Below are 17,872 nucleotides of genomic sequence, written 5' to 3' on the forward strand. Positions count from 1 at the left end.
GTCGAGCGGCACCGCTTCGCCGAACTGTGCGGCGATGCCCGCGCCCCAGGCGCCGGCGGTGTTAAGCAGGCACTCGGCAGCGAATGTGCCTTTTAAACTGGTGACAAGGAAGCTGGATCCGGTGTGCCCGATCGTCGTGCCTTTCGCCTCCTCCACGATTTCGGCGCCCAGCCTGCGGGCGGCTTCGGCAAAAGCAGGCGCGATGAGCCGCGGATTGCCGCTGCCGTCATGTGGCGAGAACGACGCCGCGATCGCGCTGGGGCCGAGACCGGCAAAGCGGGTGTGAATCTCGCGCGGGCTGAGTTCTTCCAGATCAAGCCCCCAGGGCCGCGCCGTCTGGGCATAGGCTCGCATGTCGGCGAGACTGGCTTCATCGAAGATCAGCCGGATATGGCCGGTGGCGCGGAATTCCACGTCGCGGCCAAGCATGTTTTCGGTCTCGCCCCAGAGCCTGAGCGAGCGATGGGCCAGCGGCAGTTGCGACAGATGACGCCCCGTGCGCCGGATGTTGCCGAAGGAGGCGACCGTTGCCCCGGTGCCGATCCGGTTGCGCTCGATCAGCGTCACGCGCGCGCCGCGCCGGGCGAGGAAATAAGCCGAAGCCGTCCCCATCAGTCCGCCGCCCAGCACGACTACATCCATAGCGCCCTCTAACAATCAATCCCAGCCGATCTTGTCCGCGCCGCGCTATTGCGTCAAAGATGGGTTTGGACAGAAGCCATAAGTTTTACCTATGGAGCAGCCATGCGGGCCCGGCAGCTCGAAGTGTTCATCGCCGTGATGCGCGCGGGTACCGTGACCGCTGCGGCGCGGATGCTGAACATCTCCCAGCCTGCGCTCAGCCAGATCCTGCTCCACGCCGAGGACGAACTCGGCTTCACCCTGTTCGAGCGGGTGAAGGGCCGTCTGCGACCAACCCCGGAGGCGTTAGAGATCTTCCCCGATGCCGAGAGGTTGTCGGCGGGGCTTGAGGGCTTGCGCCGCAAGACCACCGACCTGCGCCTGGGTCGGGCAGGGCTGGTGAGGGTTGCGGCATCGCCGCCGCCGGCAATGGCGATATTGCCGCGTGCCTTCACCAAATTCCGGGCGCAGCATCCCAACATAATGCTGCGTGCCCATAGCGCGCCCATCTCGGCAATCGTCGACATGCTGCGCGCAGGCGATGCCAGCCTCGGCGTGGCCATGGACGACCGGCTGCCTCCGGATATCGAGGCGGAGGTGGTCGGCAGACTCGGCTTCGTATGTCTGCTGCCGGCCGGGCACGCGCTGCAAGCGAAAGCCGAGCTGACGCTCGCCGACCTCGTCGGGGACGAGTTGATATCCTATCGCGGCAACACCCGCCCTGCCGATGAACTGGCCCGCGCGGCCCAGGCGCAAGGCGTGGCGCTTTCGCCGTCGCTGGAGATCGACGTGTCCATCTCCGCAGTCGGCTTCGTCCAAGCCGGCCTGGGCATCGGTTTGGTCGATGCGCTGCTGCCATGGCATCATTTTGCTGGGCTCGCGGTCAGGCCACTCGCGGCCGGGCCGGAATTCCCGATCGCGCTTCTCACCTCGCGGACGCGAGCCCTTTCGCGGGCCGATGAGATGATGCGCGACGAAATTCGCGCGGCCTGTTCCATCGTCCTGGATGAACATCGCGCCAAACCATAAGTAGGACTTATATTCTTGCCCGTCATACGTCTTGGACCCGCACCATCCGCTCGTGCCAGCTTTGGTTGGCAGACAGGAAGGGACGCATCATGGATGGAGTCATCACGGCGGGTGAGGCGCAGAACAGAGCCGACTGGAAGGTCGGCGTCGACATCGGCGGGACTTTTATCGATTTCTGCGCGCTTGAAGTAAACTCCGGACGCGTCGCCTCGCTGAAGGTGCTGACGACGCCTGAGGATCCGGGCGCCGAGCTGATGACCGGTCTCGCCCTTCTGGCCGAGCGCGAGGGCTTTGATCCTACGCATATGACGCGCTTCGTGCACGGCACGACGGTCGGCATCAACACGATCATCCAGCGCAAGGGCGCGCCGCTCGCGCTGTTCACCAATGCCGGCTTCGAGGACGTGATCGAGCTCGCTCGGCTTCGAATGCCGGACATGTATTCGCTGTTCTGCTCTCGGCCGGACCCGCTGATCTCGCGCGACATGGTGTTCGGCATTCCGGCCCGCATGCGCGCCGATGGCAGCGAGACCAAGGCACCTGATGTGGCAACCGTTGAAAGCGCGGTCGCGGCGGCGAAGGTGAACGGGGCGCAAGGTATCATCGTGGCCTTCCTTCATTCCTGGCGCAACGCCGCGCAGGAGGCCTCGGTTAAGTCTGCTATCGCGCGCCTCGCACCCGACCTCTTCGTCTTCACCTCGGCCGAGGTCTGGCCGGTCATTCGCGAATACGAGCGCAGCTCCACCGCCATCCTCAACGGCTATGTCCATCCGCGTGTCTCGGGCTACCTGACGGCGCTGGAAGAGCGGTTGAAGAGCCGCGGCGTGCCGGCCCGTCCGATGCTGACGAAGTCGAACGGTGGGCTGATGAACGCTGCCGAAGGCAAGCAGGCCTGTGTCAACATGCTGCTTTCGGGTACGGCTTCAGGGGTCATCGGCGCCGCGTGGCTGGCGCGTCAGGCCGGCGACGACAGGATCCTTACCCTCGACATCGGCGGAACCTCGGCCGACTTCGCACTCATCATCGACGGTAGGCCACAGTTCGGCACCGGCGAACTGATCGGCGAGTTTCCGCTCCATATCCCTTCCGTGTCGGTGAGTTCGATAGGCGTCGGCGGCGGCTCGATCGCCAGCGTCGACGCTCAAGGGGTGTTGCGGGTCGGGCCCGAGTCGGCCGGCTCGACGCCGGGACCGGCTTGCTACGGCCGCGGCGGCGAGCGGGCGACCGTGACGGATGCCATGGTGGTATGCGGATGGCTCGGTCACAGCGAGATGGCCTATGGACAACTCAGCATCGATACCGGGCTGGCGCATCGCGCGGTGGGCGAGCTTGCGAGGCGACTCGGCCGCCCGGTCGAGCAGACCGCGCAAGCGATCCTCGACATCGCGGTGTCGGAGATGTTCGTCGAGGTCGAGAAACTCGCATCGCGCGCCGGCGTCGACTTGCGCGATTTCACGCTGATGCCCTTTGGCGGCGGCGGCCCCATGCTTGGCGCCTTTCTCGCCCGCGAACTCGGCATGAAGCGCGTCATGGCGCCACGACGCCCCGGCGTGGTGTCGGCACTGGGCGGACTGGTGGCGGATCTGCGCGGAGATTTCATTCGCACCATTTTCTCGCCGCTGTCGGCCGCGTCGCTCCCAATTATCCGCGCGGCTTTCGAGGCGCTCGCAAGCGAGGGCCGCGACTGGCTCGCGGTGCAGGGGCATGACGCGGCCGCTGAGCTCAATTTCTCCTGCGATATGCGCTATCTCGGTCAGAGCTATGAGATCGAGGTCGTCCTTTCGCCGGAATGGCTCGAGGAGAGTGACGCAGAGGCCATCGAGCAGGCCTTTCACCGCACCCATGAGCGGCTCTACGATTTCCACGACCCGGACGGCGAGATCGAGCTTGTGAACATCAGGCTGTCCGCCGTCGGCGCGGGTCCGGCGCTCTCCTTTCCAGAGATCGACGAGATCGACGTCTCCGCCAGTCCGGCGCGCCAGCTTCCGGTCTATACAGGCCTGGGCGTCGAGACCGTCGACCTCCACGACCGGCAGACTCTTGTGCCTGGCAGTAGCTTCCAAGGGCCTGCCGTGGTCGTTCAGGAAGACACCACCTTTGCCATTCCCGCCGGAGTGCAGGCGCGGGTCGATCGCCACCTCAATCTTCTTCTGACTTTCGCGGAGTGACGCCTTTGTTTGACCGGACAAACCTTCAGGTTCTGGCGAACCATGCCCGCGCGGCGGCCGAGAACATGGCCCACACGCTACACCGCACCGCGCATTCCGCCTTCGTCAAGGAAACGCAGGACTTCACGGTGATGCTGATGGACCGCTCGGGCGCGACCTTCGCCGTTCCCATGGAACTCGGCGCCACCTGGTATCCCGGGCTTTCGTATAGCCGTGCGATCGCAATGGTGGACGACTACCGGCCTGGCGACGTTGCCTTCACCAACGATCCCTATTCAGGCTATGTCGCCACCCATGCACCCGACACCCATCTGTGGAAGCCGGTCTTTGTCGATGGCGAGATCGTCGCCTGGACCGGAGGCCACATCCACAACACCGACATGGGTGGGGCGGTGCCGGCTTCGCTCAGCCGTGCGCTGACCGAAATCCATCAGGAAGGCATTCGCTTTCCTCCCATGAAGCTCGTGAACGAGGGCGTCTTCGACGAGATGATCCTGCGGATCATGAGCACCAATGTCCGCAAGCCAGATCTCAACATCGGCGACATCAAGGCGCTCGTCGGCGCGCTCAACACCGGCGAGCGCAAGATCCAGGCAATGGTGCGGAAGTTCGGCACGGCCGGCTTTATCGAAGGCGTTGCCGCTCTTCTCGATCATGCGGAAGCGCAGGCGCGCGACGTGCTGCGCTCCATACCCGACGGCACATGGGAATTCGCCGATTATGCGGACGAGGATTCGGTCGAGGCCAATCCGTGCCGGCTTAAGTTGACACTCACGATCAGGGGCGACGAGGCGGTGCTCGACTTCACCGGCTCAGATCCGCAGCTCGGCTCCTCGCTCAATGTGCCGTCGGGCGGCGACCCGCGCCACACCATGCTGCTGGTGGGCGTCTATTATGTTCTCTATACGCTCAACTCGAAAATCCTGCTCAACACGGGCCTTACTCGTCCGTTCACCTGCATCACCCCTGAAGGTTCGGTGCTGAACCCGATCCACCCCGCCGCCGTCGGCATGCGCTCGCTCACTTGCGCCCGGCTTCGCTCGGTCATCTTCGGCGCGTTCTCACAAGCGGTGCCCGAGCGCCTGCCTGCGGCTCCGGCCGGCAACAATTGCATCATCAACGTCATGACGACGGATGAGCGTACCAGCCGGAGCGTCATCGCGGCGGTGAACCCCGTGGTGGGCGGCGGCGGTGCCATGCCGCACCGCGATGGCACCAACGGATCGGGTGCCGATGCCGCCTATCTCAAGAACACGCCCATAGAGATCACCGAGACCGAGACCCCGGTCGAGTTCGTTAAATACGGGCTCGCCAGGGACAGCGGCGGGGCGGGCCGCTGGCGCGGCGGGCTGGCGACCGAAATGGCTTTCCGCGTCTTTGCTCCGGACTCCAGGATCACGGCCCGCAACCGCGACCGCAGCTTCTTCCGACCCTGGGGCGTGCTGGGCGGCAAGGCTGCTGGCCTGTCCGATATGGTCGTCAATCCGGGGGGCGAGCACGAGCGCAGGCTGGGCAATATCGACACGGCGGTCCTGCAGCCTGGCGACATGCTCGAGATCCGCTCCGCCGGCGGCGGCGGGCGCGGCGATCCGCATCAGCGCGAGCCCTGGCGGGTCGTTCAGGACGTGCGGCGCGGCTATCTCTCGCCAACAGCCGCCGAGCGTGACTATGGCGTCGTCATCCGCGGCGGCGAGCTCGATGAGCAGGCGACGGAGCGGCTGCGCGCAGGGAACAAGCCATCCGTCACTCATTTCCATTTCGGTCCGGAGCGCGATGGTTACGAAGCGCAGTGGACGCCGGCGGCCTATGACCAACTTCATGTGGTTCTGGATGGCTTGCCGATCCATTGGCGCTTCTTCGCCAAGACGGAGATCTTCCGGCGTATGAAAGGACGCTCCGGGCCGGAGGGCGTTCAGGCAGCCTTCGATGCGGTCTGCGAACGCTTCCCCGAATTGCCGCGTCCTCGTCCGCTGCAAGAGGCAGCGGAATGAGCACGGCCGGCCGTATCGTCCGGCTGGCCGAGCGTGACCGGGCACACGTGCGGTTCTTTCTCGACGGCGAGATGCGTCACGCGCTGGCGGGCGACACTGTGCTGACCGCCATGCTGGCTTCGGGACATGCCTTGCGAAAATCCGAGTTCGGATCCGAGCCGCGCGCAGGGTTCTGCCTGATGGGAGCGTGCCAGGATTGCTGGATATGGCAGGAGGAGGAGGAGAAGCCGCGTCTGCGCGCGTGCACAACCCTTGTCGCTGAGGGTCTCCGTTTGCGCACGACGCCGCCGGAGAGCTGGCCTTGAACGGGGCCTCACCGCCACGGATCGTGATCGTGGGTGCCGGTCCCGCCGGCATCAGGGCCGCCGCCACGTTGGTCGAGGCCGGACTCCATCCGATGGTGATTGACGAAGGGCATCGCGCGGGCGGGCAGATTTATCGCCGTCCGCCTGCCGGGTTCGTCCGCACGCCAAAGCAGCTCTACGGGTCGGAAGCGGCGAAGGCGCGCGCGCTGCATGCGCTCTTCGACCGCCTGGCCAAGGACGGGCAACTCACCCGTTGCGCAGGCAGTTCTGTCATCGCCGTGCATGGAGGGCAGTTGCACGTGCTGGGGGAGGGCGGCGTGCAGGTGGTCGACTGTGATCGACTGATCCTTGCCACGGGCGCGTCCGACCGTGTCGCGCCGGTGCCTGGCTGGCAGAACGCCGGCGTCTATAGTCTTGGCGCGGCGCAAATCGCGCTCAAGGCGCAAGGTGTGGCCCTTGGGCGGCGGATCGTCCTGGCGGGATCGGGGCCTTTGCTGACGCTGGTCGGCGCGCAGCTCGTCAAGGCTGGAGCGGACGTGGCGGCGGTGCTTGATACGTCTCCCTGGCACCAGCAGTTGCAGGGATTCCCAGGCCTTGCCGCCCGGCCGGTCGTTGCGTTGCGCGGCCTGGCCCTGCGGGCGCGGCTCGGCCGCCGCTATCATGCGGGTGTGACACTGGAGCGGATCGAGGCCGACCAGCAGGGCGTCGCAGCCTTGCGCTGGCGCGATGCCAGCGGACGGCAGCAGCTCACTTCCTGCGACATGATCGGCATGGGCTGGCACCTGCGGGCCGAAACCCATCTGGCCGATCTGGCGGGGTGCGGCTTCACCTATGACGAGCAGTGGCGACAGTGGCTGCCAAAGACCGACGAAATGGGTCGGGCCGGCAACGGCGTCTACCTTGCGGGCGATGGGGTTCGCCTGCTCGGTGCCGATGGCGCCGAGATTGCGGGGCGCCTTGCAGCGGCGGCGTGCCTTGCCGACATCGGATATCAGGCGCCCTCGGTCAGTGCCGATCTGCGCAAGCTCGTGCGCCTCGAGCGCTTTGCCCGCGGTCTGGCTCGCGCCTTTCCCTGGCCGGCGGCCATGGTACGGGCGCTGCCCGATGAGGCGATCGTCTGCCGTTGCGAGAACGTCACTGCCGTAGCCGTGCGCGAGGGGACGGATTTCGGAAGCGGCGAGGCCAACAGGGTGAAGTCACTTTCACGCGCCGGCATGGGGCGCTGCCAGGGGCGCTATTGCCAGTTGGCTGCCGTTGAACTCGTCGCCGCGCAAACCGGCTGTATGCCCGAAGCCGTCGGCAGGTTTCGCGCGCAAGCCCCTGTCCGGCCAGCACCCATCGGCGCCTTCCTCCGGGAAGACTGATACGGTTTCGTCGGACCTAGAAGTCGGCGACCTTGCCCCATACCGAAGCGTCGAAGCGGCGCGGGTCATAGGATGTCGGATCGACGATCGGTTCCGACCCGGTCACCAGATCGGCAACGAGGTGCCCGGCGCCCGGTCCGATGCCGAAGCCGTGCCCCGAAAACCCGGCGGCGAGGAAGAAACCCGGAATGGTATGGATCTCGCCGATGGCGGGCACGCCGTCCGGCGTGCTGTCGATGTAGCCGGCCCAGGCCGCGCTGACCCTGGTCTGGCGAAATGCAGGCAGCAGCTCCAACGCCCGGGCGTGGGTCAGCCGGATGGTGCCCTGATCCGGAGCCGGATCGAGGATGCGCATCCGCTCCATCGGCGTCTGTCGGTCGAGCTGCCAGCGTTGCAGCGTTTCGTGGCCCGAACGCATGCCTTGCAGCCCGCCAGGCCCGAGGCTTCGCCAGCGCTTCAGGAACATGGGAAGGAACTGCGACGAGAAACGCAGCTGCTGCGGCGTCACGTCCACGCGTCCGCGCCCGCTTATGGCGAGCGTATAGCCGCCATCGCCGCGGCGCGTGGCCGAAACCTTCGCGGTGTGCAGCGCATCCGGCAGGCCCTTCGCACCGGGCGAGAGGGACAGGATGGACGAGCGTACCGACGCCTGCGGGAAGCGGAAGCCGAACTGGTGGCAAAATGAGGAGGCCCATGCACCACCGGACATGACCGCGGCCTTGGTCCGGATCGTTCCACATTCCGTGATCACGCCGCTCAGTCGCCCGCCCTCGGTCTCAATACCGCGCGCCGCGCAATTCTGGTGGATGGTGCTCCCAAGCTTGAGGATGGCGCGGGCGACCGCGGGTGCCGCTCGCGACGGATCGGCAGTGCCGTCGGCCGGCGAGAAGACGCCGCCCCTCCAGCTCCGGCCGGTGGCGCGGCCCCGCTCGGTGGCCTCGGCGCTGTCGAGCATGTGCGTGGTAACACCGGCGGTTCTGGCGAAATCACGCCAACGCGCCCAGCCGGCAAGTTCCGCCTCGTCATTGCTGAGATAAAGCAGCCCGCAACGGCGAAAGCCGGTGTCTTCGCCGGTCTCCGCCGCAAAGCTGTCCCACAGGTCGAGGCTTCGGGTTGCCATCGGTAGCTCGCGGGCGTCGCGGTTCTGCTGGCGGCACCATCCCCAGTTTCTGCTGGACTGCTCGGCGCCAATGCGTCCCTTTTCGACAAGCGCGACGTTGAGACCACGCCGACCCAGATAGTAGGCCGCGAAGACACCTACGATGCCTGCGCCGATCACCACCACATCAGCGGATTGCGGTACTTCGCCAGACGTTTCGATTTGCTGCAGCGGCGCGCGCATGATTCCCTCTGCCTTGAAGCTCCAATCTAGCGTGTTGCGCAGGCAGCCGCTGCTGCAGTTGTGGCCGGAGCAGAATTTTATTCCGGCAGTCGTGTTGAAATCGAAAGTCCGTGCGTTTCAAGCGGCATCCGCTCGGATGGACAGCCCAGCGGGCTGTGGTAGTGTCGAGGGTCACCAGCAAGGCAGCATTTTGTGCTGCGGCACTCTTCCTCGGAGACAACCCGTGAAACTCGATCGGATCGATATCAAGATTCTTCACGAACTGCAGAAGAACGGCCGCATCACCAACGTGGAATTGGCGGAAGTGGTGCATCTATCGCCGAGCCCATGCCTGATGCGGGTCAAGAGGCTGCAATCGGAGGGCTACATCGAGGGCTATTCCGCGCAGGTCAACATTGGCAAGCTCGGCCAGACATTGACCGTCTTCACCGAAATCACCTTGAAGAACCACCGCCAGGTGGACTTCGCTCGTTTTCTCGCCGTCGTGGACAAGATCGAGCAGGTCATTGAATGTCACCTTGTGTCGGGTGGCTACGACTACCTGATGAAATTCGTCACCTCCGGCATCGCTGAATACCAGACGATCATGGAGCGGCTGACCGACATGGATATCGGCATCGACAAGTATTTCAGCTTCGTGGTGCTGAAATCTCCCATCGTCAAGGCGCACATGCCGCTGCCCAGTCTGTTCCCGAGGTAGTCAGTGGTCGCCGGCAGCCAGCTACAAAATGTCCGGCCGCAGTATCGCGTGCAATGCTTTCAATTCGGCTTGCATCTCAGCGATCATCCAGGCGCGGATATCAGAGACGACAGGCCGTACCGGCCTTGAGCGCGGTGCAATCAGTTGATGGATCCGGCCCGTCTTGATCTGCCTGTCCGAGGCCGGAACAAGCGTTCCCTGAAGCAGCGCCCCTGAAACATTGCTGAGCCAGCCGAGCGCCACGCCTTCCCCGTTCATCGCTGCCTGAAGGACGACCGCGTAGTCCGAGAACTCGAGCCACTTCGCCCTGCTGGTCTTGCGGTCCGCTATACTGCCCCAGGCGTCCAGCCACTGCTCCTTGGCGTCTGTAAGATGAAGCAGGACATGACCGTTCCCGGTTCCGGCATGTACCAACCGACCGTGGGCCGACAGATAGGATGGACTGCATACGGGAACGATGATTTCTGGCGAAAACGCCCAGCGGTGATACTGCGTATCGTCATCGGTCAGGATTCTCGTGGCAAGGTCTACATTCTCGGCAGGCCCTCGCAGAACGCCGGCGATCAATTCGAACCTTAGGTCCACATCAGGAAATCTGTTGTTGAACGCTCCTAATCTGGGAACAAACCAGTGTGTTGCCAGAGAACTCGAAAGGGAAAGCGTCACCAGCGGCTTTGCAGCGCCGTTCTGCCTGATCTCCCGGATCACCTGCGCGATGCCTTCAAACCCCTCCCGTACAGCCGAATAAAGGGCGCGCCCTTCCGGGGTCGCGGCCAATCCCGTTGGCGCCCGGGTGAACAGAGCGGCGCCAAAATCGGCTTCGAGCTGGGCGATGCTGCGGCTGACGGATGGTTGAGTGACGTTGAACTCCCGCGCGGCGGCCGTGAAGCTGCCCAGCCGGACAGCAGCCTCGAAAACGAGAAGTCCGCGCGCGGAAGGAACGAGTTTTGCAAAACCAGCCATACGTCCAGCGTATAGCCACCCCAACAATTTTCAAGCTTTCTGAAGTCCCGTAAAAGGCAGACTATAACTCTCAGGAATGGCACGGAGCAGGACGTGAACGTCGCGGCATCTCGAGCAGACAGCACATCCGGCGATCCTCTGCTTCAGCCGTTCCGGCTCAAGGGTCTGACGCTGCGCAACCGCGTCGTCAGCACCAGCCATGCCTCGATGCTGGACGAAGGGGGCCTGCCGCTCGAGCGCTACCAGCTCTACCATGAGGAGAAAGCGCGCGGCGGCCTGGCGATGACCATGGCGGGCGGCTCGGCGATGACCTCGCCCGACTCGAGCTGGGCGGCGGTCAGTTGGACCTTTCGAGCGATCGCATCGTCCCCCATCTTCAGTCTCTGTCGCAGCGAATCCATCGCCATGGCGCGGCCGTCATGTGCCAGGTCTCGCATCTTGGCAGGCGCGCCACCGCCTATGCCGGGAACTGGCTCCCGCCGGTGGCGCCGTCACGCGTTCGCGAGACGCGAAACCGGAACTTTCCGAAGGAGATGGATGCAGCCGACATCGACAGGATCGTCAGGGATTACGCAAGCGCCGCCAAGCGTTGCCGTGACGGTGGGCTGGACGGCATCGAGACCGTCACCGGCGGCCATCTGATCGGCCAATTCCTGTCGCGCAGGACCAACAGACGCATGGATGGATTTGGCGGCTCGCTCGAAAATCGCGCGCGCTTCGGCCTGATGGTTCATGAGGCGATTCGCCAGGCAGTTGGCGACGATTTCGCGGTCGGCATTCGGTTCGTCATCGACGAGGCGGTCGATGACGGATCGGATTTCGAGGAATGCGTCGCTTTCGCCCGGTTGTTCGAGCGGGAAGGCCATATCGATTTCTTCAATTGCATCTTTGGCCGCATGGACACCGACCTGTCCCTGGCCGAGCAGAACATGCCTGGCATGTTCACCCGCAGCGCGCCGTTTCTGCCGCTGGTTGGGCAGTTCAAGCGGGAGATCCGACTGCCTGTCATCCACGCCGCGGCCATTAGGGATGTAGCCACGGCCAGGCATGCCATCCGCGAGAACCTTGTCGACCTGGTCGGCATGACGCGGGCGCATATCGCCGATCCGCATATCGTCAACAAGCTGATGCGGGGAGAAGAAGACCGCATTCGCCCGTGCGTCGGCGCTTCCTACTGCCTCTACAAGAAGGTGCAGTGCGTTCACAATCCAGCCAGCGGCCATGAAACGATCATCAGCCATGCCATCGCCGGGGCCGAAACGCCTAAACGTGTGGTCGTGGTCGGCGGCGGGCCGGGTGGAATGGAAGCGGCAAGGGTCGCCGCCGAGCGCGGGCACAAAGTCTGCCTGCTTGAAGCCGGAGCGCGGCTCGGCGGGCAGGTGCTCGTTGCGGCCTCCGCCGTCGACCGCAAGAATCTCATAGGCATAGTCGATTGGCGCGTCGATGAACTCGCCCGCCTCGGCGTGGACGTCCGTCTCAACACCTATGCGGACGCAGGGATCGTCCTGGCCGAGAAGCCGGACGCGGTGATCGTTGCCACCGGCGGCGTTCCGGACATGGAATGGCTGGAGGGCGCCGAACATTGCGACAGCGTCTGGGACGTCTTGACCGGCGTCGTGCCGGCGAAGGGCGATGTGCTCATCTACGATGAGACCGGACGCCAGGCCGCCATTTCCTGCGCCCTGCATCTTGCCCGCCTGGGACGCGTGGTCAGCCTGGCCATAGCGGACGATACCTTGGCGATCGAGACACCCTATCCGGACAGGGTGAGTTTCCGCAAACTTGCCTCGGAACTCGGCATCCGGGTTGTCAGCGACGTGCGCCTAGTCAAGGCGGTAGGCCAAGGCAACGGGATCGCCGCCATGTTCCGGCATGAACTCACCGGCGCGGAAACGGAAATGACGTCAGCCCAACTCATTGTAGAGCGCGGCACGGCGCCCATGGAAGATATCTACCAGGAATTGCGTGCGCGCTCCGCCAACAATGGCGTCACCGACATCGCACTCATGACGGGAACGAAGACAAAGGGTGATCCCCCCGCTGCTGGATCGTTCGTCTTGCACCGGATTGGAGATGCGGTTGCCAGCCGGGATATCTACTCGTCGATCTATGAAGCCTACCGGCTCTGCTCGCAATTGTAGAGCGGGTGAAAGCCGGCATGCTGGCTGTCCTCGATGCCGCTGCTCAGCCCGTTCCCGAATTGCCCTAGCGGTGGCCGTATTGGCTGACGAGTTCGGGGTCGCGGACGAGGCCGTCGAGCCAGGTCGGATCCAGCTTCGGCACCGACGAGAACAGCAGCTTGGAATAGGGATGGGTGGCTGCCTTCACCTTGTCGGGCGTGATCTGCTCCACCCGCTCGCCATTGTACATGACCATGATCTCGTCGCAGATGGCCTCAACGACCGAGAGGTCATGGCTGATGAAAATATAGGACAGCCCCAACTCGCGCTGCAGCTCCTTGAGAAGCTCGATCACCGCGGCCGCCACCACTGTGTCGAGTGCCGAGGTGATTTCATCGCAGATGATCAGCTTGGGGTCGGCCGCCAGCGCGCGCGCGAAGTTCACCCGCTGCTTCTGGCCGCCGGAGAGTTCGGATGGATGGCGGTAGCGCAGTGTCTTGGGCAGGCGCACCATGTCGAGCAGTTCGTCGACACGCTTCGACCGCGTCCGCCTGTCGAGCCCGTGATAGAACGCCAGGGGCCGGGCGATGATGTCTTCCACCGGCCTGGCCGGATTGAGCGCCGTATCGGCATACTGGAACACGATCTGCATCTCGCGCAGCTGGTCCTGGCTGCGTTTTCCCGCCGCGCGCTGCAGTTCCCTGCCGTCGAAGACGATCTCGCCGGCCGCCGCCGGATGGATACCGGCGATCACCCGCGCCAGCGTCGACTTTCCGCAGCCGGATTCGCCGATGATGCCGAGATTGCGCCCCTTCTCCACGACCAGGCTGACGGCGTTGACGGCGCGGATGAGGGGCAGTCCGTCATCCCGAACCGCGCCGTAGCCGGCCGTCAAATTGTCGATGCGCAGCAGCTGTTTGGTTACCGCATCCGCGTCCGCATGCGCTTGCCGGCGCTTCGGTTCGAACGCGGCCAACAGTTCGCGCGTGTAGGGGTGCTGGGCAGCCGAAAGGATTTGAGCCGTGGTGCCGGTCTCCTGCACTTCGCCCCCCTTGAGCACAACGATGTGGTCGGCGATCTGGGCGACGACCGCGAGGTCGTGCGAAACGTAGACACCCGCTATGCCACCCGCCCGCATGACCGACTTGAACGCCTTCAGCACGTCGATTTGTGTCGTCACGTCGAGTGCCGTCGTCGGCTCGTCGAAGATGACCAGCTTGGGATCACCGATGAGCGCCATGGCCGCCGACAGCCGCTGCAATTGTCCGCCTGAAACCTGATGCGGATAACGGGCGCCGATCCCATTGGGATCCGGCAGCGACAAGGCCTTGAACAACTTGACCGCGCGCTTTCGAGCCTGCTCGGGAGGCATCAGTTTGTGGATCCGCGTAACCTCGATCACCTGCTCCATGATCGTGGACGAGGGGTTGAAGGACGCGGCGGCACTTTGCGGAACATAGGCGATATCGGTGCCGCGTAGTTTGGCACGCTCCTTTTCGGAAAGTGTCGCCATGTTCTTGCCGTTGACGTTGATCTCGCCGCCGGTGATCCGGCAGCCTGGCCGGGCGTGCCCCATGAGCGAGAGCGCCACTGTCGTCTTGCCGGAGCCGCTCTCGCCGATGAGGGCGACGATCTCGCCGTCGGCTATATCGAGGCTGACGCCCTTGATGATTTCGACAATCCGCCCGGCGTCGGTCGTCGCCTCGATCCTCAGGTTTCTGACCTCGACGAGATTGGTCATGCGTCCCGGTCCCTGATCTTCTTCGGCAAATTGTCGATCAGCAGGTTGACGCTGATGGTGAGGCTGGCGATCGCCAACGAGGGCACGATGACGGCGGGCGCGGCGAAAGGCAGGCCGCCGATGTTCTCGCGCACCAGCGCGCCCCAGTCGGCGAGTGGCGGCTGCAGCCCAAGCCCGAGGAAGGACAGGCCGGAGAGCAACAGCACGATGAAGACGAAGCGCAGGCCGAAATCGGCCAGCACCGGGCGGATGATGTTGGGCAGGATCTCGGACCCGGTGAGATAGATGGTGCTTTCGCCACGGACACGGGCGACGGTCATGAAGTCCATGGTGTTGATGTTGACGGCGAGCGCCCGCGCGAAGCGGTATGCGCCCGGGGTGTAGATGACGGCGAGCGTCAGGATCAGCACTGGGATCGATGAGCCGACCGCTGCAACGACCACAAGGCCGAACAGCTTGCTGGGGATGGAGTTCATGGCGTCCAGGAAGCGGCTGAGGCAGGTGTCGAGCCAGCCGCCGGTGACGGCCGCGATCATGCCGAGCACGACACCGGAAAAGCAGGCGATGACGACAGCGGCGAGCGATATGCCGACGGTATAGCGCGCGCCCATCAACACCCGCGAGAGCATGTCGCGCCCCAGATAGTCCGAGCCGAGCCACAGCCCCTGGCGCATCGGGCCGAAATAGTCGTCGTCGACGATGTCGCCGATCGAATGGGGGATGATGATGGGCGCGAAGATGGCGATCAGCGTCCACGCCAGGATGACCAGCGCGGCGACGACGCCCACGAGATTGTAGCTGTGGCCGAGGAAGGACCGGCGGGAGGCTGCCACGCGTGCGCCCATCATCTGAGCCTCGGGTTGGACATGATGGCGACGATATCGGCGGCGGTGATGAGCAGGAGATAACCGAGGCAGAAGATCATTGCGCAGCTCTGGATCAGCGGCAGGTCGCGGGTCGCCACCGCATCCACCATCAGCTTGGCGATGCCGGGATAGTTGAAGATCGTCTCCACGATAATGACGCCGCCGACCAGGTAGGAAAGCGAGAGCGCGACTGCATTGACGATCGGGCCTAGAGCGTTGGGAAGCGCGTGCCTCAGCACCATGCGGCTGCGCGAAGCACCCTTGAGAAGCGCCATCTCGACATAAGGCGTGGAGAGCGTTTCGATCACCGCGGCGCGGGTCATGCGGATCATCTGGGCGGAGATGACGAAGGTAAGCGTAATCACGGGCATGGCGTAGATCCGCACGAGGTCGGTCAGCGAATGCGCCTCGTTGACCGAAGACAGCGCCGGCAGCCATTTGAGATAGACGGCAAAGAGCAGCACAGCCAGCGTCGCGACCATGAACTCCGGCACGGAGATGATGCCGATCGAAAGGATGGTGACGGTGCGGTCGTAGATGGAACCCCGCAGCATCGCAGCGGTGATGCCGAGCGTCAGCGCCAGCGGCACCGAGAGCAGCGTGGTGATGCCGGCGAGCTCCATTGTGTTGACGAAGCGCCCGCCGATCAGCTTCGCGACCGGCATTTCATTGGCATAGGAAGTGCCGAGTTCGCCGTGGAGCAAGCCTACCAGCCAGCGCAAGAAGCGCAGGATCGCCGGATCGTTGAGATGCATGGCCTCGCGCAGGCCGGCGACCGCTTCGGGGGTCGCCGCCTGGCCGAGCAAGATAGACGCAGTGTCGCCAGGCAGCATGCTGGTGGCGAAAAACACGGCGAACAGGACGATCAGAAGGGTGACGACCGCGACCGCCAGCCGCTTCAGCACGAGGTTGAGAACCCCAGACGTCATGGAAGCGCTCCTGCGGTTGCGTTCGGCCAAGCCGTGTTGCGCAATAGGTGCCAGGGACCGGCTGTCCGGTCCCTGGCAGGACCCTCTCAGGCTTCGAGCCAAAGGTGTTCCGCCATTGCGTAGCCCATCATGCCACCAAGCGGGTTCGCTTCCAAACCCTTCACCTTGCTGGAAAGGGCATCGACGTTGGAAATGTAGGCCGGGATGATGGTGCCGGCCTCCTCGGAGACCATGACCTGCATCTGGTTGTAGATTTCCTTGCGCTTGGCCTGGTCGAGCGAGCCACGCGCCTCAACAAGCAACTTGTCGAACTTCTCGGACTTGTACTGGCTTTCGTTCCAGGGCGCGTTCGAGGCGTAGAGGAGCGAGAACAGGATGTCCGGCGTCGGACGCGGATTGATGTTGCCGAAGTGAATCGGCGCTTTCAGCCAGTAATTGTCCCAGTAGCCGTCGGAGGGGACCCGCTGGACGTCGAGCTTCATGCCGATATCCGCGCCGGCGGCCTGGATGATGACAGCCATGTCGATCGACGAGGTCGCGGCGTCGGAGGCGATCACGGGGATGGACTGGCCAAGCAGGCCCGCCTTCTGAAAGTGGAACTTCGCCTTGTCCGGGTCGAAAGCTTTCGGCTTGAGGTCGGCATTGTGGAAGATGTTCGCCGGCGAGACAGGCTGGTCGTTGCCGATTTCACCGAGGCCGCGCAATGCCGATTTGACGATCTGCTCGCGGTTGACGAGATACTTCATGCCGGCCACGAAGTCGGCCTTGCTGCCCGGATCCGTGTCGAGGCGGATGTTGAGATCCGTGTAGTTGCCCGAAGTCGTCTTCGAGAGTTCAAAGCCCGGCTGGCCCCCGATGAGCTTCATGGCGCGCGGATTGATCGAGGCCGCGAAATTGATGTCCCCTGACAAGAGCGCATTGACGCGGGCACTGTCGTCGCTGATGGCAATGAATTCGAACGAGTCCAAATAGGGCTTGCCCGACTTCCAGTAGTTTTTGTTCTTGGTGACGACCGATCGCACGCCCGGTTCGAACGTCTGGAGAACGAAGGCGCCCGTGCCGTTGCCCTTGGAAAAATCGGTGGTGCCATCCGCCACGATCATAAAGTGATGCAATGCCAGGATGGTCGGAAGGTCGGCATTCGGATCGGCGAGGGTGATTTCGACGGTCGATTTGTCGACCGCCTTGAAGCCGGTCATCTGCGCTGCGATCTTGGCGACCTTGGAGCCGACCGCCTTGTCGAGATGGCGCTTCAGCGAGAAGATGACGTCTTCGGCGGTGAGGTCCTTGCCGTCGTGGAAGGTGACGCCCTTGCGCAGCTTCACGGTCCAGGTCTTGGCGTCCTTGCTGTCGAAACTCTCGGCCAACTCCATCTGCGTCTTGCCATCCTTGTCGAGGAAGGTCAGGCGGTTATAGAGCGAGCAGCAGCGGACATAGTCGGTGGAGAGCGACGCCTTTGCCGGGTCGAGCGTGTCGGCGGTCGAGGACGACCAGCCGGCCGCCTTTAAATTTCCGCCGGAAACGGGCGTGGCGGCGACGGCTTGGGTCGCTCGGCCGAGCACCACGCCGCCCGCGGCAACAGCGGCGCCGCCGGCCAACAGCATCTTGAGGAGTTCGCGGCGGTTCGCGCCCCGCCGAATGGCGCTTTCGACCATGGCATCGTCTGCGCTGGTCCAGTTGGTGATCTTGTCGGTCATGTCATTCCCCTTTCTGTTGGTTTCTCGGTCCGGATG

At 64.1% G+C, this 17,872-nt stretch carries 15 protein-coding genes; 7 read left to right on the top strand and 8 right to left on the bottom strand.

Annotated elements, in window-relative coordinates; all coding sequences use genetic code 11:
• The coding region (locus O7A61_RS16155) for an NAD(P)/FAD-dependent oxidoreductase (RefSeq protein ID WP_337130617.1) at positions 1–642 on the bottom strand (642 nt) is incomplete at its 3' end.
• A gap of 102 nt (positions 643–744) precedes the next feature.
• Here O7A61_RS16155 and O7A61_RS16160 point away from each other — a divergent pair.
• The 5 genes from O7A61_RS16160 (at position 745) to O7A61_RS16180 (ending at position 7,478) form a co-directional block, all read left to right on the top strand.
• Complete coding sequence (locus tag O7A61_RS16160; RefSeq protein WP_337130618.1) at positions 745–1,650, top strand: LysR family transcriptional regulator; 906 nt, start codon at positions 745–747, stop codon at positions 1,648–1,650.
• Positions 1,651–1,739: 89 nt separating this feature from the next.
• The gene (locus O7A61_RS16165; RefSeq protein ID WP_337130619.1) at positions 1,740–3,818 is read left to right on the top strand and encodes a hydantoinase/oxoprolinase family protein; all 2,079 of its coding nucleotides are present in this window, start codon (positions 1,740–1,742) and stop codon (positions 3,816–3,818) included.
• Positions 3,819–3,823: 5 nt separating this feature from the next.
• The gene (locus tag O7A61_RS16170) at positions 3,824–5,809 is read left to right on the top strand and encodes a hydantoinase B/oxoprolinase family protein (protein ID WP_337130621.1); all 1,986 of its coding nucleotides are present in this window, start codon (positions 3,824–3,826) and stop codon (positions 5,807–5,809) included.
• Positions 5,806–6,114 (top strand): (2Fe-2S)-binding protein, encoded by a 309-nt coding sequence (locus tag O7A61_RS16175; RefSeq protein ID WP_337130622.1) that lies wholly within the window; start codon positions 5,806–5,808, stop codon positions 6,112–6,114. Before O7A61_RS16170 ends, O7A61_RS16175 begins: the two co-directional genes overlap by 4 nt.
• Positions 6,111–7,478, top strand: a complete 1,368-nt coding sequence (locus O7A61_RS16180) for an FAD/NAD(P)-dependent oxidoreductase (RefSeq protein WP_337130623.1) — start codon at positions 6,111–6,113, stop codon at positions 7,476–7,478. Before O7A61_RS16175 ends, O7A61_RS16180 begins: the two co-directional genes overlap by 4 nt.
• 16 nt (positions 7,479–7,494) lie before the next feature.
• Here the strand turns inward: O7A61_RS16180 and O7A61_RS16185 are convergent, their stop codons facing one another.
• The gene (locus O7A61_RS16185) at positions 7,495–8,820 is read right to left on the bottom strand and encodes an NAD(P)/FAD-dependent oxidoreductase (RefSeq protein WP_337130624.1); all 1,326 of its coding nucleotides are present in this window, start codon (positions 8,818–8,820) and stop codon (positions 7,495–7,497) included.
• A 223-nt stretch (positions 8,821–9,043) separates the two neighbouring features.
• On the opposite strand from O7A61_RS16185, the gene O7A61_RS16190 reads away from it, so the two are divergent.
• Positions 9,044–9,520: an Lrp/AsnC family transcriptional regulator gene (locus tag O7A61_RS16190; protein WP_320212843.1), complete on the top strand. Its 477-nt coding sequence runs from the start codon at positions 9,044–9,046 to the stop codon at positions 9,518–9,520.
• Between the two features lie 21 nt (positions 9,521–9,541).
• Here O7A61_RS16190 and O7A61_RS16195 read toward each other — a convergent pair whose 3' ends face one another.
• Together O7A61_RS16195 and O7A61_RS16200 are read right to left on the bottom strand one after the other, a co-directional pair.
• Positions 9,542–10,483 (bottom strand): LysR substrate-binding domain-containing protein, encoded by a 942-nt coding sequence (locus O7A61_RS16195; RefSeq protein ID WP_337130625.1) that lies wholly within the window; start codon positions 10,481–10,483, stop codon positions 9,542–9,544.
• Positions 10,484–10,731: 248 nt separating this feature from the next.
• On the bottom strand, positions 10,732–10,920 hold the full coding sequence (locus O7A61_RS16200) for a hypothetical protein (RefSeq protein WP_337130644.1): 189 nt from the start codon (positions 10,918–10,920) through the stop codon (positions 10,732–10,734).
• On the opposite strand from O7A61_RS16200, the gene O7A61_RS16205 reads away from it, so the two are divergent.
• Positions 10,879–12,624, top strand: coding sequence for an oxidoreductase (locus O7A61_RS16205; RefSeq protein WP_337130641.1), 1,746 nt, complete (start codon positions 10,879–10,881; stop codon positions 12,622–12,624). The genes O7A61_RS16200 and O7A61_RS16205 overlap by 42 nt on opposite strands.
• 64 nt (positions 12,625–12,688) lie before the next feature.
• On the opposite strand, the gene O7A61_RS16210 is transcribed toward O7A61_RS16205, so the two are convergent.
• The 4 genes from O7A61_RS16210 to O7A61_RS16225 form a co-directional block, all read right to left on the bottom strand.
• Positions 12,689–14,344, bottom strand: a complete 1,656-nt coding sequence (locus O7A61_RS16210; RefSeq protein WP_337130626.1) for an ABC transporter ATP-binding protein — start codon at positions 14,342–14,344, stop codon at positions 12,689–12,691.
• Positions 14,341–15,192, bottom strand: a complete 852-nt coding sequence (locus O7A61_RS16215; protein ID WP_337107376.1) for an ABC transporter permease — start codon at positions 15,190–15,192, stop codon at positions 14,341–14,343. The genes O7A61_RS16210 and O7A61_RS16215 overlap by 4 nt, the downstream gene beginning before the upstream one ends.
• The gene (locus tag O7A61_RS16220) at positions 15,189–16,139 is read right to left on the bottom strand and encodes an ABC transporter permease (protein ID WP_337130627.1); all 951 of its coding nucleotides are present in this window, start codon (positions 16,137–16,139) and stop codon (positions 15,189–15,191) included. The genes O7A61_RS16215 and O7A61_RS16220 overlap by 4 nt, the downstream gene beginning before the upstream one ends.
• Before the next feature lie 86 nt (positions 16,140–16,225).
• A complete protein-coding gene (locus tag O7A61_RS16225) occupies positions 16,226–17,836 on the bottom strand; it encodes an ABC transporter substrate-binding protein (RefSeq protein WP_337130628.1) in 1,611 nt (536 codons plus the stop codon).
• Between the last annotated feature and the right edge of the window lie 36 nt (positions 17,837–17,872).

Source organism: Mesorhizobium sp. Cs1321R2N1, assembly GCF_037179725.1.
In the GTDB taxonomy this organism is placed as follows: Bacteria; Pseudomonadota; Alphaproteobacteria; order Rhizobiales; family Rhizobiaceae; genus Mesorhizobium; species Mesorhizobium salmacidum.